Raw genomic sequence first — 12,884 nt, 5'->3', positions numbered from 1 at the left:
ATTATAACTGTTATGGTTACAAATCTCAAATTCTGAATCTGTATCGGTTGGCGAAAAAAGACGATAATGTCTTTGGAGGCACTTATGAACAACCAAATTCATTTATCAGACATCAAGAAGATTACATTAGAAGAAAATCAAGTCTTTAGTCTAAAGCGCTCCAAAGAAGTTCATGTTATCAGTGGAGAATTGTGGCTGACACATGAAGGGGATGCTCAAGATTATTTTTATCAGGCAGGAGATAAGTTTATTCTTCCCGATGGAAAACATAGTGTCATGCAGGCCTTGGGCAAAGCGAGTTTCTGGTTTTAAAAACCGTTGTCCCATTCATTTTCCGGCATCCAGGTGATGACATCTGGATCGGTGGAATTGATTTTTCCCTCTTTAATTTTTTTCATGACAGTCGGGTAGAGGTCACCCGATCCTAATCCTATATTTGTCCCAATGCGGTTGTTGTGAATGTCCATTTGATCAAAATGTGATGTGGGGTCTGTTTCACAAAAACGCGTCACCAGCTCGACAACCTTTGGTGAAAGGTAGCGAGCTGTGAGCGCAGTTGAATATGTGTGCCTGAATGCATCTTGCGGTCCACCTCTTCTTCCCGGAAGCCCCGTCGACATAGCAAACCTATAAAGGATGAAGACGACGATCACAGGAGAGAGAAAACCGAGAATAACTAAAGCGATAAGAGATTTCTTTAACATTTATCCATTAAATCGTTTTATTCTTATGAATGTAAAGTAGTCCTCTACCTTTTAATTTTTTGATAACGCCTTCAATCTTATTTGGAGCAACAGCAGGGCATCCCTGGCTTAGACCAAGTCTTCCTTTTTGATCTGCAAACCATTGAGTTGCATAATCTGCTCCGTGTAGAACGATGTTTCTTGCACGTGCATTGCTGTTAGTTTCAGATAATCCATCTAATCTAAGAGAGACACCGTGCTTACCGATGTAAGAATTGTTATCTGTCAGGTAAAAACCTAATGAACTCATTTCACTATTGATTGTATTTGAAAATTGACCAGCGAATCCCAATTCAGTTTCAGATTTTTTCCCGTGAGTCACGAGCATTGATTCAACCGCACCCGTTTTAAGGTTGAGAATAAAAAATCTTTTCAGTGTTGATTGCATCGTGAAGTCGATGATTCCTACATAGCTTGTATTGTCGATAACATCTTGATTGTCGCGATAAAAATTTAGTGCCTCTCTTAAGGCACGATAGGGAATGGCCTCAGCACAAAAACCAGGCTTGCAGTAGTTAGTCCCGTTAAAAGACAACCAGACTTCGCGAGAATTTTTTGGAGTAAGTGATTCACTTGCATAAGAGTTGGACACGAAGATAGCGAGAAATAAAACGATTAATTGTTTCATAAAGATCCCCCCAAGATTCTAGGAAGGTATATAAGAAATGGCCTTGCTGTGAAAGGTCATTGTAATTTCTTTATCGTAGCCTAAGTATCTAATTTTTAATGAAAGTTTAATAATTAATTCATTTGTTTGCTTGACCAAACAAATGGTAGGGCATACAAAACATCTACCTGAAAATATCTATTATGGAGGACTTAATGAAAAAGGTTATTCTTGCGAGCATGCTTGCTCTATCACTTACTTCAGCTTTCGCGAACGAGGGAGATCTAACTCTTCCAGGTGAGCGTTGGGCCGCTAAATTCACAGCATTCGTATGTGCTGACGGAAACACTCAAACTGCAGGTGTTCCAGCTGATTTCGCTGAAAGAAATGTTGTATTCGGAAAAGCTACAACTGACTACAGCCTTGATAACCTTCTTGTAAGAGCTACATTTGTTGAAAACGGTGTAACTTGTAACTATAGCGCACTTTTATTCGCTGACAACGCAGCTTGGACTGTAAAGCTAGTTGATTCAAAAGCATACTCTGCTAACAATGAATCTTCATGTTTAGAAGGAAAGAAGTTTCTTGATTCAGCTCTGGCTGACAACAAGTACAAATACCTTCACGGCCGTGCAGCGATCTACGTTCCAGCTTCAGATGCTGACGTTCAATGTTCAGCTGAAGAATCAACTATTGGTCTTCACTTCCAGGTTACTGGTAAAATCCAATAATTCTATGTAAGAAAGGGCCGGTTTTTAACCGGCCTTTTTTATGAATTCGTTCCGGCCTTTCTTTCAAAATAATTTAAATCAACAAACATCGCCGAAGCTAAGATCAATTCTCTTTCAGTTGCTGTCAGTCTTTTATCTTTAAATTCAATCGTAAAATTATCTCTGTCTGTGAAGATTTCTGAAAATGTCCCGGACCATTTTTTGAGAATAAGAGCAACTTCTTCACCATTTTTATAAATAGGGAACGTCCACGGCTTCCAAAATGAAGCTGCCATTTTCATAATCACGTTTCCATGGGCATCTTCCAGGTCAAAGCGTTTTGTAATAACCCCAAACCTTTGCTCGAGCGCTCCAATTCTTTGTCCTGTTGCTTTACTGATTTCTAATCTTTGAAAAAGAAAACGGAAAGGATGAAGTGCCTTGTAGGCAAGGGAGCGGTTGGTATCAAAAATATTAATGGTGAAAGTTCTCCAGTGCCCGAGAAAGGCCCTGCCAAAAAAAGCCCCAATACCTTTTCCTTCTTCGGCCACAAACCCCAAAGGTGTGCCTTCCATAGTGAGAATCTCGTACTTATTTCTGGTTTCAACCCCAAAGAGTTCTGCAATTTCTCTTCTCTGTCTAAGAAAAATTCTGTCATGGTTTAGATCTACAGGCATATAAGTCCCTTTTTAAAGTTGTATTTCGAATATTGTACCAGCGAGATAAAATAGAGGAAACGTCAGATCTTTTCTTGATTAAAAAGATCAACTTGCCGGAGGACTTTCTCTTGAAGAAGCGCGCACTCAATTTCGATCACCACTTTCACGAACAAGCACCAAAACACATTCAGAACTTTAAGAAATCAAAGATTGAAGTTTATAATCACAAGACCAGCTTGTGGAATGCTTTTCATGATTCGGGTCTCTCTGACATTTTAGAGCAGGACTGCTCAATTTATCCACGCGTTCTTCCTGGTTCTTATCTTCCAGTTATTAATAAAACAGCAAAAGATATCACAGAGCTTATTTTAAAACTTATCACACTTCCTGAAAGTGAAGTGAATGCGATTTTTCCTCACGGCCCGGTTCGTGATTTTCTTTTAAAAGAATTAAAAGTCATTAAGCACAGACCTGATCGTTTGGTTGGAAGTTTACGCTTTGATATGGCGATTGTTGGAAAACCAGAGGTGAATAATCCTCCTAAGCTTTTAGAGATCAACGAGATCGGTTTTGATGGCCTAGCGAGAATGCCTTTTATCCACGACACGCTTTATTCTTTAATGCCTGAGCTTAGGAAAAAATACTTCTCACTGGATACTTCGAGTGCTGAAATTAAAAACATGAAGAGGCTAGGGAACTCTCTGGCGCGTTTTCAGACAGATTGCTACAACTGGGATGAAGAGCTACTTTTAAGAAGAGCAAAAGAGAAGAAGTATGACCTGCGTTTAGTGACCCCAGCTTCCTATGGCCTGGATGTCGATGTAAACGACTATCCCTTTTTAACTGAAGAAAAAATTCAGATCAAAGACGGCAAGATCAAAGTTGGAAACAACTGGTATCCTGAAAGCTATATGGTGAGCTTTGCTTTAACGATTCAAGACTATATCGATTCAAAAAACCTTTACTCAAAACTAGTGCGCGAAAAAGTTCCTCACTACGGTCCATTCGTCACAGGGCTTTTTGCTTCTAAGAGCATCCTGGCGATTTTAGCTGATCCACATATCAGAAGAAAATATCTTGGTTCATCAAGTCGCTTACAAAATTCGATTCTCCCTGCGCATATGCTCGCAGAAGGAAAAGAAGGAGCACTGGTTAATCCTTCTGACTACGTTATTAAATTCGTCGATGGTTTTGGCGGTGAGCACGTTTTCATGGACGATGAGATGGTGAAGACGATTAAAAAAGTCCCTGCAAAAAAAATGAATGAGTGGGTTATCCAAAAAAGAGTGAATCTCAATACGATAGATATTGATGGATTTTTAACCAAGCCAAGAAAAGCGATCTCTGATTTAGGAGTCTTCGTTCAATATGATTGGAGCAATGGAAAGTTTAATCATTTTGAAGTTGGGGGATTTTTATCGCGTGCGACGAATACGAGTTTGAAAGTTAATATCAGCTCGGGTGGGTCGCAGGTTGGGGTTATGTTTGATAAGAAGAAATAATAAAGTCAGGTCAGAGAATCATGCGACTTGAGTAATTTTAATAACTTGAGGCTGACTAAAATAATAGCACCCCCTTGGAAATTCTTCATATCGCCCCTTCCTGAAATCATCAATTGTTATAATTTCCCTATGAAAAGGTATCTTCTTTTACTCATCGTTTTTTCAACTTGGGCACATGCATTTGAGCCTATTTGCAATACACCGCAATCTCTTAAGAAAAAAGATCTCAATGGCGTGATTTTGTCGAAAGATGCTCTGGAACAAAATCAGCTGATTATTTATTCCGTTAATCCTCCGACTCCAATTGACTGGTCAACGCCTAAAAATCTATTCGATACTATTGTTAAAAACTCATTGCTTTCAGAAAGCTATGAAGACGATGATTTTGATCATAATTTCAATCCGATAAAAAAACGAGTGTTGATTAAATCGCATTCCGTCGGCCACATGTTCGTACAATTATCTTGTGCCGGGTATCCTTCAATCTTAACAGGAATGTCGTCTCCAAGTACTGAGGTCGTTAGTGGCCTTATGATTAAAGGAAAAAGCTTTTCACATTTCACCACTGCGGCCAAAGGTTATTTTAATACAAGCCAAGAGCTTCAGGAAGAAATCGATATCCGAAGAAAGAAAGTTGGTAACCTACACTACATGGGAATTAATTTAAGGCCTGGCTCATGCGAAGAGCTTTTAAAATATTTATCCGAATTCAAGGCCTGTGGACTTGATCAACGTTACGGTGGACTGGATGCAAATCCACATAAAGGTGAAGGATCTATTTGTTCATCTTTTGCGATTAGTTTTTTACAACGATTAAATATTATTCCAATGATTGATAAAATTAAGCCAGGAGAATTTGGCTCAGAGTTTTTAAGAACAGTTGAAATTCCGTTATCTATGCTCGAAACAGAAAAACAAAATCCGGAAATCGGTGCATGGAACCTTTTGAAAGGAACTGCAGTTTCATGGGCCGAAAGTGGGGCTGGAAGAAAAACAGTGTTTTTTGATCCTGAGTTATTTTCAAAATGGGTTGATGGTTTTTCTCAAAACCATAAGGCCAAAGGACTCATTTATCGCGGACGTGAAGGTGGAGAATTAGTTAAAGGTGTCTGGTTTGATGAAAAATCAAAAGACATTCTTCCTAACTCATTTTCGCTGGATTTTTTATTTAATTAAGACTGGATAAAGAGTGTGGACCAAAACGAAAAAGCCCCACATTTCTGCGGGGCTAATCCTAATAGTTCTGAATTTTGTATGTCTTTTAAAATGGCGGGAGCGAAGGGACTCGAACCCTCGGCCTTCTGCGTGACAGGCAGACGTTATAACCAACTTAACTACGCCCCCAGCAATCTTAAAGAAGCTAAAATATAAGGAATCGAAGGTTTTTCGTCAAGATAAAACTTTGAGGATTTCTTAAAAAAAATGCGTTTCGCAATGCTTAAAGATTGTCCCCCCAATGGAAAAGTCCTAGACTATTAGTACAAAAATAACAGCTTAGTGGTCTTAGGAGTTTTGTGAATATTTTTATTACTGGTGGAACAACTGGAATTGGTTTGGCCCTGGCCAAGCTCTACCTTGAAGAAGGTCATCGCGTGGGCGTTTGTGCCCGCAACCTAAGCAAGTTCCCGGCTGAAATCAGAAATAAGTATAAGCAGCTCGTCTGTTACGAAGTGGATGTCACAAATAGAGAAGATCTTTATAAAGCGATTCATGACTTTGCTCCGGTTGAGCTGGATATGGTTTTCGCTAATGCTGGAAGATCGGTAGGTGCGAAATCAAAGACACCACAATTCTCGGTGGCCAATGAGATTATCGACATCAACGTCAAAGGTGTTCTCAATACCTTCGATATCGCTCTTGAAATCATGATGCCAAGAAAGAAGGGACACTTGATTGCGACAGCATCAGTGGCGGGCTTCATGGGGCTTCCGGGGGCAGGTGCTTACAGTGCTTCAAAAGCGGCTGTTTTAAAACTGTGTGAATCGTATGCGCTGGACTTAAAGCCGAAAGGGATTAATGTCACGGCGATTGCACCGGGGTTTGTTGATACGCCGTTAACAAAACAAAACAATCACAAGATGCCATTTCTGATGAGTGCGGATAAGGCGGCGAGACTGATTAAGCGTGCGATTGAAAAAAAGAAAGTGCTTTATGTTTTCCCATTCAGAATGAAGGTTGTGGTTTCGATTTTAGATAAGATGCCTAGAAGTTTATATCGTTTAATTATGAACTTAAAGATGTTCAATTATAGTGAGGAGTAGGGAATGAAATCTCTTTTAGTTTTAGCTTTAGTTCTAGTTTCAACATCAACATTCGCTCAAACCAAAGCAAAGAGCGCCATCCTTCCACCAAGTGTTCAGGCGGCCGACGCTAAAAAACAACCAAAAAAATTAGAGACAGCAAAATCTGCTGAAGCTCCATGTGATACGAAAGAAGACGTGCTTAAGAAACTTGAAGAAAAGAAAAAAGAATCGGCAATGGCCGGAAAAGGTTTAAGCCTTCAAGGGGCGACTGATTCGGGATGTACTCTTAAGTAAGAATTTTTGTAACGAACACTGTGTTGTCTAAAACTTCCCAGTGAACATCGACATCAAAAAGTCTCGAGCCGTATGTTTTGTAACCGTCCTCGTGAAAGCGAGGGCGGGGATCAAGAGAGAGAATATCGACAATTTTATCTTTTAGTTCAGAATCACACTCACATTTAAACACCACCGAAAGCCTCTTTATTTCCATCTCATCCGTCCACCCAGACACGGCTTCTGGCAGCGACTCAATCTCTTTTAAGTAAGGCTTTAAATCATAAACCGGTGTCTGATCCAAAAAATCTCCACCAGAAACAACAATCTTCGTCCCTTCAATTCTCTCAATCTTAACCAGAGACAATCCAATATTGTTCGGTCTAAAAGGCGAGCGCGTGGCAAAGACACCTTGTTTTGTATTTCCACCTAATCTTGGCGGACGCACAGTGAGCGAACTTTCATCAGTCGCTTTCACTTCATGAAACTCAAAGATCACCCACAAATGTGAAAAGCCCTCTAGTCCCATCAGCGCTTCAGTGCGATTAAAGGGAGAAAGAAGTTCTATTGTCGATTCAATCGACGTGAGTCCCGGCTGGCGGGGGATGGAGAATTTCTCTTTGTAAGGGGAGTGAATACGGGCAATCTTTTTCAAGACTACTCGTCCAGTTGATCGTCTGGGTGAGCATTTACGAATTGTGAGAACTCTTCGTTGTAAGAGATCTTTGTCGTATCAGTGATGCGGTCGATGTAGAGTTTCCCGAATAGGTGATCTAGCTCATGCTGGAAAACTGTGGCCAGGAAATCTTCAGCGATAATTTGTTTTGGTTCACCGTGCTCGTTAAGGTAATCGATTTGAACTTTTTTTGGTCTTTCGACAAAACCGCGCAGTCCCGGAACCGATAAACATCCTTCCCAGAATCCCTGGTGTTCAGTCGTCAGGTCTTTGATCACTGGATTGATGATAACCATCAGAGGAGTTCCTTCAAGATCACCGTAACGTGAATTGTTTTCTGGAAGTTCAATAAGAGTGACTTGTTTAGAAACGTCGATTTGAGGAGCAGCGATACCAATACCACCTTCGTGTTTCATGGTTTCGTACATATCGACTAGGAGTTGTTTGAACTCAGGAGTTTTAAGCTCGCTCACAGGCACCTGTTCAGCGATTTTTCTCAATGTCGGATGTCCCATGCGGATGACTTTGCGGATTGCCATAAATTACTCCTCGTTTCCTATTAAATTCTTAGCATAATTTGTGGAATAGAGTAAGCTTATGGCATGAAAAAGGTGTTATTTGTTTGTCTTGGCAATATCTGTCGCTCTCCTGCAGCGGAAGGGGCCATGGTGCATTTAATTAAACAAAAGGGACTGGAAGCAGGCTTCTTGATTGACTCCGCCGGAACGAGCGGCTTTCATGAAGGACATGACCCTGACCATCGCATGATTGCTCAGGCGGGATTAAGAAATATTCGTCTTCCTTCCAAGTCACGACCACTTTTAAAATCAGATTTTGAAAAGTTTGACCTGATTGTTTGCATGGACAAAAGCAACTTTTCTAATGCGAAAAAAATCGCTGGTGATGACCAACTAGCAGCGAAGCTTTGTATGATGACTGATTACTTTTTAAATGCAGATTTTAAAAAGCGCTTTAATGAAATCCCAGATCCGTACTATGGATCAAAAAAAGACTTCGACCTGGTGTTAGATTTAGTGCTCGATGCTTGCGAAGGGTTATTAAAGAAAATTCATGAATAAAGAAAAAAACTATATTACGCCACAAGGCTTTAAACGACTGCAGGACGAGCTTCATCAGCTGGCCCGAGTCGAGCGCCCTGAAGTGACGAAAACCGTGGCCTGGGCCGCTTCAAACGGCGATAGATCGGAGAATGCTGATTACATCTACGGCAAAAAGCGTATGCGTGAAATCGACAAGCGTGTCCGCTTCTTAAGCTCGCGCATCGAGCTGGCCGTGGTGGTAGATCCACTTAGCGTCAAAAGCGAGAAAGTCCAGTTTGGGGCGACGGTTACCATCGCAGATGAAGAGGACGGGGAAGAGAAGACTGTTTCCATTGTCGGTGTCGATGAGATTAATACCGAAAAAAACCAGATTAGTTGGCGCTCCCCCCTTGGAAGTTCTTTGATTGGCAAAGAAGTTGGTGATACAATTTTGCTCAAAGTACCCGCAGGGACAAAGTCTTACGAAATCATCGAAATTGAGTACGTGAGCATCGAGTAAAGTTTATGAATATAAATTGTGAAGTCTCTTTAGGTGAATTGGTCGACAAGATTTCTATCTTAAAAATTAAGCTGGAAAAAATCACTGACGCTGAAAAGTTAAAACACGTTAAAAAAGAAGAGGAAACTCTTTCAAAGACGCTGGCTTCATTAAAGCTTGAAAACATCGACTTTCATTTAAACCAAATGATCGATGTGAACCTGAAACTTTGGAAGATTGAAGACGATATCCGCGACCTGGAAAGAGATAAAGATTTCGGTAGCGCTTTTATCGAGCTTGCCCGCGCCGTTTACATCACTAATGATGAGCGCTTTAGAAGAAAAAACACGATCAACACAACTTATAAATCCGGCCTTCAAGAGGTCAAGTCTTACAAAGACTATTAAGGAATCAAGGCGAGAATCCATGGCGATTAAAAGAACTAACACGAGAGATGAACAGAGAACAACCAAGAAAGTAGCAGCGAAAAAAACGCCTAAGCTCTCACGCGACGAAAAGTACCGCCTGTACCTGGCCTCGGTTCAAAACCCGCAAGCTGACATCGACTTCATCAATAAAGAGTACAAGGCCCTTTATGGACGTGCACCTCTTACACTTCGTGAAGACTTTTGTGGAACTGGTATGCTTGCCTGCGAATGGGTAGAGCAGGGTGATAAACACAAAGCTTACGGTATCGACCTGGATATGGAGCCAATCTCTTACGGATTCGTTAACCACTTCAGCGAACTTGATGAAGATGAACAATCGCGTATGAAATACATCAACGCGAACGTTATGCAGACTTTTGATTTCAAAACGGACGTTGTTGTTGCTTTTAACTTCTCTTACTACCTTTTCAAGAAAAGAAAAGATCTTCTGGCGTACTTCTCGTCAGTAAGAAAGCACATGAAAAAAGACTCGATCTTCTTAATTGATATGTTCGGTGGAACTGAAAGCCGCCAGGAACTTGAAGAGTCAGTAAAACACAAAAACCACACATACTACTGGGACTGCAGTAGCTATAACCCGCTAACGGCAGAGTGCATGTATTACATTCACTTTAAAACTGCTGACGGTGTTAAGCATGAAAAAGTTTTCCAATACGACTGGAGAATGTGGGACGCTCGCGAGTTAATGGATATCCTGGAAGATGCAGGATTCTCTAAAACTCATATTTACTGGGAAGGCGTGGATAAAGATGGAACTGGAAACGGTGTCTTTAAGAAATCCCTGAAAGCAGAAAACTGCGAGTCATGGGTTACTTACATTTGTGCTCAACCTTAATTAATTTTCTAATTGCTTGAACTCAAACTGCGAATAGCGCTTTTTGAGTTCAGGCAACCATTCGTGTTCGGTCTTATCAAAAATCAAAATTGTCTTGCGTGCAGAGTTGTTCCCTTGAAGGAGGGCGATCTGCTCATCGATATCACCAGAGATTTGTGACTTGGTTAAATCCTTTGTCCTTAAGTGGGCCAGGAAAACCTTATCGTTGAAATTTTGGGTGAAAAAAATATGGGCGTGTTTATCCGTGCTGACCGCCTGTCCATAAAGGTATTGGGAAATCAGCCCATCAAAAAGGTAATTGAAATCGTCGAAGCCAATCAGGTCGCGTGAGAGCTCATCGCGGGTTATCCAAAAGATCCCAAGCACCTCTGGGGTGAATTGATCGAGAATGGATAAGGCCGGTCTTGCGCTTTTGTACATGATTAGCGGTGATCCTTAGCGATCTTATCTAAAACACTGTTAATGAAGCCGTGAGAGTCATTAGGGCAGTATTTTTTAGCGATGTTGACGTACTCGTTGATGAAAACACCTGCAGGTGTGTCTTTGTCGCTTAGGATTTCATATGAACCTAAAAGAAGAACAGCAAGATTCATGCGGTCTACTTTTTGAAGGTTATTGTTGGCCAGGTATTTTTCGATCAGTTTAGAGTTTGTCGGCTCTTGTCTTAGAGATCCTAAGATAAGTTCTTTCGCAAACATCTTTGTGTGGATGTCGATTTTGTTATCCGGGTGCTCAGAGTCTTCTTCGTGGTATGAATCATCGAAAAGATTTAGGGCATCGTTAAGCGCTTTGCTGTCATTGATGATTTCGCTTTTTTCTGAAGAGAAGTCATTAAGCAGGTGCTTGTAGATAAATTTAAAGGCGTACTCGCGGCCGATAGTTCTTTTTGTCGTATTAGTGTTGGATGTCACGTTTGTCACCTTTATCGCTGATAGATTTAACTGAGTGTAGTTTGTTTTTTAGACCGTAGACGAATTCTTCGATGTCCTTGAAGTCCCAGTAGAAAGAGGCATAACGAACGTAGGCCACACGATCAAGTTCCTTTAGACGGTCCATGATAATTTCACCTAAGTCGCGGGCGCGCACTTCTGTTCTTGAGATTTCAAGTAGAGATCTCTCTACGCTGTTTAAGAGTTGGTTGATCTGGTCAGTTGAGACGTTTCTCTTCTGACAGGCCTTGTTTAACCCTTTCATGATTTTTTCACGGTTGTAAGCTTCACGACGTCCGTCTTTCTTTACGATAAGAGGCATCTGAATCTGAATGTTCTCGTACGTTGTAAAACGAGTTTCACACGCATCGCACTTACGGCGACGGCGAACAGAGTTTTCTTCTACCAGCATTCTGGAATCGATAACTCTCGTGTCTTGGGCGTTACAACTTGGACAATGCATACTTACTTATATACCGGGTATGATTTACAAAGGTCTAAGACCTGAGTTCTGATTTTCTTTAACGCTTCTTCATTCGTCGCGTTTCTTAGTGCTTCGTTAATCCATGAAGCTAATGTTTCCATGTGAGATTCAGTTAGTCCGCGAGTTGTGATCGCTGGAGTTCCTAAACGCACACCTGAAGTTACAAACGGAGAGCGCTTATCTTGAGGCACCATGTTTTTGTTACATGTGATACCTGCAAGCTCAAGAGCGTGTTCAGCTTCTTTACCAGAAAGCCCAACCGAGTCTGTTTTTACCAGAACAAGGTGGTTGTCTGTTCCACCAGAAACAAGAGCGATGCCTTTGTTTGTTAAAGCAGCTGCAAGCGCTTTAGCGTTGGCGATCACTTGTTTTTGGTAGGCCACGTAGTCTGGTTGAAGAGCTTCGTGGAAAGCAACTGCTTTAGCGGCAATCACGTGCTCAAGTGGACCACCCTGAATACCAGGGAAGATGTTTGAGTTAAGCTTTTTAAACAGTTCTTCGTTGTTTGTTAAAATAATCCCTCCGCGTGGTCCGCGAAGAGTTTTATGAGTTGTTGATGTCGTTACGTCAGCGTGAGGAACAGGAGAGTTGTGTAACCCTGCTGCTACTAATCCTGCGATGTGGGCCATATCAACCATTAGTTTTGCACCAACTTCATCAGCAATTTCTTTAAACGTTTTGAAGTCGATTTCGCGAGGGTAAGCAGAAGCTCCCGCCACGATAAGTTTTGGTTGTTCTTTTTTTGCTTGCTCGCGAACGATGTTGAAATCGATTCTTTCCGTTTCGTAGTTCAGTCCGTAAGCAACAAAGTTAAAAAGTTTTCCTGAGAAGTTAACAGGGGACCCGTGAGTTAAGTGTCCACCTTCTGCAAGGTTCATCCCCAGGACTTTATCGCCTGGATTGATCGTTGCGAAGTAAGCTCCCATGTTTGCCTGAGAACCAGAGTGCGGCTGAACGTTAGCGAACTTTGACCCGAAGATCTTGTTGACTCTTTCGATCGCCAGGATTTCAGACTGGTCAACAAACTCGCACCCACCGTAGTAGCGCTTGTTTGGAAGACCTTCAGCGTATTTGTTAGTCAGGATTGAGCCCTGAGCTTCCATAACGGCTTGTGAAGTGTAGTTCTCAGAAGCGATCAGCTCAAGACCATCTTCCTGACGAACGCGCTCTCTTTCGATGATCGCGTAGATTTCCGGGTCCATAGTTTTTACTGAAGTCGCATTTTTATTAAACAT

19 protein-coding genes and 1 tRNA gene are annotated in these 12,884 nt (G+C 41.4%); 10 read left to right on the top strand and 10 right to left on the bottom strand.

All coding sequences use genetic code 11. The features are described from left to right. Positions 1-84: 84 nt before the first annotated feature. Positions 85-312, top strand: a complete 228-nt coding sequence (locus tag AC6JA8_RS15180) for a DUF2917 domain-containing protein (RefSeq protein WP_497974559.1) — start codon at positions 85-87, stop codon at positions 310-312. On the opposite strand, the gene AC6JA8_RS15175 is transcribed toward AC6JA8_RS15180, so the two are convergent. After that, positions 309-704 carry a DUF6973 domain-containing protein gene (locus AC6JA8_RS15175; protein WP_497974558.1) on the bottom strand — a complete coding sequence of 132 codons (396 nt, stop codon included), beginning with the start codon at positions 702-704 and terminating at the stop codon, positions 309-311. The two genes, AC6JA8_RS15180 and AC6JA8_RS15175, sit on opposite strands and share 4 nt — an antisense overlap. A gap of 7 nt (positions 705-711) precedes the next feature. Further along, positions 712-1,371 carry a murein L,D-transpeptidase catalytic domain family protein gene (locus AC6JA8_RS15170; RefSeq protein WP_497974557.1) on the bottom strand — a complete coding sequence of 220 codons (660 nt, stop codon included), beginning with the start codon at positions 1,369-1,371 and terminating at the stop codon, positions 712-714. A gap of 194 nt (positions 1,372-1,565) precedes the next feature. On the opposite strand from AC6JA8_RS15170, the gene AC6JA8_RS15165 reads away from it, so the two are divergent. After that, positions 1,566-2,081 (top strand): hypothetical protein, encoded by a 516-nt coding sequence (locus tag AC6JA8_RS15165; RefSeq protein WP_497974556.1) that lies wholly within the window; start codon positions 1,566-1,568, stop codon positions 2,079-2,081. Positions 2,082-2,119: 38 nt separating this feature from the next. Here AC6JA8_RS15165 and AC6JA8_RS15160 read toward each other — a convergent pair whose 3' ends face one another. Beyond that, positions 2,120-2,737, bottom strand: coding sequence for a phospholipid scramblase-related protein (locus AC6JA8_RS15160; protein WP_497974555.1), 618 nt, complete (start codon positions 2,735-2,737; stop codon positions 2,120-2,122). Between the two features lie 110 nt (positions 2,738-2,847). On the opposite strand from AC6JA8_RS15160, the gene AC6JA8_RS15155 reads away from it, so the two are divergent. Together AC6JA8_RS15155 and AC6JA8_RS15150 are read left to right on the top strand one after the other, a co-directional pair. After that, positions 2,848-4,221, top strand: coding sequence for a hypothetical protein (locus tag AC6JA8_RS15155; protein ID WP_497974554.1), 1,374 nt, complete (start codon positions 2,848-2,850; stop codon positions 4,219-4,221). A 129-nt stretch (positions 4,222-4,350) separates the two neighbouring features. Further along, complete coding sequence (locus AC6JA8_RS15150) at positions 4,351-5,397, top strand: hypothetical protein (RefSeq protein ID WP_497974553.1); 1,047 nt, start codon at positions 4,351-4,353, stop codon at positions 5,395-5,397. A 91-nt stretch (positions 5,398-5,488) separates the two neighbouring features. Here AC6JA8_RS15150 and AC6JA8_RS15145 read toward each other — a convergent pair. Beyond that, positions 5,489-5,565 (bottom strand) — tRNA-Asp (locus AC6JA8_RS15145). Positions 5,566-5,735: 170 nt separating this feature from the next. Here AC6JA8_RS15145 and AC6JA8_RS15140 point away from each other — a divergent pair. Both AC6JA8_RS15140 and AC6JA8_RS15135 read left to right on the top strand, forming a co-directional pair. Beyond that, complete coding sequence (locus AC6JA8_RS15140; protein ID WP_497974552.1) at positions 5,736-6,482, top strand: SDR family NAD(P)-dependent oxidoreductase; 747 nt, start codon at positions 5,736-5,738, stop codon at positions 6,480-6,482. Between the two features lie 3 nt (positions 6,483-6,485). Beyond that, positions 6,486-6,758, top strand: a complete 273-nt coding sequence (locus tag AC6JA8_RS15135) for a hypothetical protein (protein WP_497974551.1) — start codon at positions 6,486-6,488, stop codon at positions 6,756-6,758. Here the strand turns inward: AC6JA8_RS15135 and tsaA are convergent. Both tsaA and def read right to left on the bottom strand, forming a co-directional pair. After that, positions 6,751-7,392 carry a tRNA (N6-threonylcarbamoyladenosine(37)-N6)-methyltransferase TrmO gene (tsaA, locus tag AC6JA8_RS15130; protein ID WP_497974550.1) on the bottom strand — a complete coding sequence of 214 codons (642 nt, stop codon included), beginning with the start codon at positions 7,390-7,392 and terminating at the stop codon, positions 6,751-6,753. The genes AC6JA8_RS15135 and tsaA overlap by 8 nt on opposite strands. A gap of 2 nt (positions 7,393-7,394) precedes the next feature. Next, positions 7,395-7,952: a peptide deformylase gene (gene def / locus AC6JA8_RS15125; protein ID WP_497974549.1), complete on the bottom strand. Its 558-nt coding sequence runs from the start codon at positions 7,950-7,952 to the stop codon at positions 7,395-7,397. Positions 7,953-8,015: 63 nt separating this feature from the next. Here def and AC6JA8_RS15120 point away from each other — a divergent pair, with 63 nt between their 5' ends. From AC6JA8_RS15120 to AC6JA8_RS15105, 4 genes are read left to right on the top strand one after another with little or no spacing between them, the layout of a single operon-like run. Next, positions 8,016-8,492, top strand: coding sequence for a low molecular weight protein-tyrosine-phosphatase (locus tag AC6JA8_RS15120; RefSeq protein WP_497974548.1), 477 nt, complete (start codon positions 8,016-8,018; stop codon positions 8,490-8,492). Then, entirely contained in the window at positions 8,485-8,973 is a 489-nt protein-coding gene (gene greB / locus AC6JA8_RS15115; protein ID WP_497974547.1) for a transcription elongation factor GreB, read from the top strand. The genes AC6JA8_RS15120 and greB overlap by 8 nt, the downstream gene beginning before the upstream one ends. A gap of 5 nt (positions 8,974-8,978) precedes the next feature. Beyond that, the gene (locus AC6JA8_RS15110; RefSeq protein WP_497974546.1) at positions 8,979-9,359 is read left to right on the top strand and encodes a DUF6165 family protein; all 381 of its coding nucleotides are present in this window, start codon (positions 8,979-8,981) and stop codon (positions 9,357-9,359) included. A 19-nt stretch (positions 9,360-9,378) separates the two neighbouring features. Continuing rightward, positions 9,379-10,236: a class I SAM-dependent methyltransferase gene (locus AC6JA8_RS15105; protein WP_497974545.1), complete on the top strand. Its 858-nt coding sequence runs from the start codon at positions 9,379-9,381 to the stop codon at positions 10,234-10,236. Here AC6JA8_RS15105 and AC6JA8_RS15100 read toward each other — a convergent pair whose 3' ends face one another. Genes AC6JA8_RS15100 through glyA form a run of 4 tightly spaced genes read right to left on the bottom strand, consistent with a single transcriptional unit; the run spans position 10,237 to position 12,884 of the window. Then, positions 10,237-10,656, bottom strand: a complete 420-nt coding sequence (locus tag AC6JA8_RS15100; protein WP_497974544.1) for a hypothetical protein — start codon at positions 10,654-10,656, stop codon at positions 10,237-10,239. Between the two features lie 2 nt (positions 10,657-10,658). Then, on the bottom strand, positions 10,659-11,147 hold the full coding sequence (gene nusB, locus AC6JA8_RS15095) for a transcription antitermination factor NusB (protein WP_497974543.1): 489 nt from the start codon (positions 11,145-11,147) through the stop codon (positions 10,659-10,661). Further along, on the bottom strand, positions 11,131-11,628 hold the full coding sequence (gene nrdR / locus AC6JA8_RS15090) for a transcriptional regulator NrdR (RefSeq protein ID WP_102244639.1): 498 nt from the start codon (positions 11,626-11,628) through the stop codon (positions 11,131-11,133). The genes nusB and nrdR overlap by 17 nt, the downstream gene beginning before the upstream one ends. Positions 11,629-11,630: 2 nt before the next feature. After that, positions 11,631-12,884: a serine hydroxymethyltransferase gene (gene glyA, locus AC6JA8_RS15085; protein ID WP_497974542.1), complete on the bottom strand. Its 1,254-nt coding sequence runs from the start codon at positions 12,882-12,884 to the stop codon at positions 11,631-11,633.

The organism is Bacteriovorax sp. HI3, assembly GCF_059738875.1.
Note: the sequence above shows the minus strand (reverse complement) of the source record. Positions and strands in the feature narration are given on the sequence as shown.

Coding starts and splice junctions, on each gene's coding strand:
- AC6JA8_RS15135 (WP_497974551.1), top strand. CDS start 6,486: ATGAAATCTCTTTTAGTTTTAGCTTTAGTTCTAGTTTCAACATCAACA.
- AC6JA8_RS15175 (WP_497974558.1), bottom strand. CDS start 704: ATGTTAAAGAAATCTCTTATCGCTTTAGTTATTCTCGGTTTTCTCTCT.
- glyA (WP_497974542.1), bottom strand. CDS start 12,884: ATGTTTAATAAAAATGCGACTTCAGTAAAAACTATGGACCCGGAAATC.
- AC6JA8_RS15170 (WP_497974557.1), bottom strand. CDS start 1,371: ATGAAACAATTAATCGTTTTATTTCTCGCTATCTTCGTGTCCAACTCT.
- AC6JA8_RS15150 (WP_497974553.1), top strand. CDS start 4,351: ATGAAAAGGTATCTTCTTTTACTCATCGTTTTTTCAACTTGGGCACAT.
- def (WP_497974549.1), bottom strand. CDS start 7,952: ATGGCAATCCGCAAAGTCATCCGCATGGGACATCCGACATTGAGAAAA.
- AC6JA8_RS15105 (WP_497974545.1), top strand. CDS start 9,379: ATGGCGATTAAAAGAACTAACACGAGAGATGAACAGAGAACAACCAAG.
- AC6JA8_RS15100 (WP_497974544.1), bottom strand. CDS start 10,656: ATGTACAAAAGCGCAAGACCGGCCTTATCCATTCTCGATCAATTCACC.
- nrdR (WP_102244639.1), bottom strand. CDS start 11,628: ATGCATTGTCCAAGTTGTAACGCCCAAGACACGAGAGTTATCGATTCC.
- AC6JA8_RS15165 (WP_497974556.1), top strand. CDS start 1,566: ATGAAAAAGGTTATTCTTGCGAGCATGCTTGCTCTATCACTTACTTCA.
- AC6JA8_RS15160 (WP_497974555.1), bottom strand. CDS start 2,737: ATGCCTGTAGATCTAAACCATGACAGAATTTTTCTTAGACAGAGAAGA.
- AC6JA8_RS15120 (WP_497974548.1), top strand. CDS start 8,016: ATGAAAAAGGTGTTATTTGTTTGTCTTGGCAATATCTGTCGCTCTCCT.
- AC6JA8_RS15110 (WP_497974546.1), top strand. CDS start 8,979: ATGAATATAAATTGTGAAGTCTCTTTAGGTGAATTGGTCGACAAGATT.
- AC6JA8_RS15180 (WP_497974559.1), top strand. CDS start 85: ATGAACAACCAAATTCATTTATCAGACATCAAGAAGATTACATTAGAA.
- greB (WP_497974547.1), top strand. CDS start 8,485: ATGAATAAAGAAAAAAACTATATTACGCCACAAGGCTTTAAACGACTG.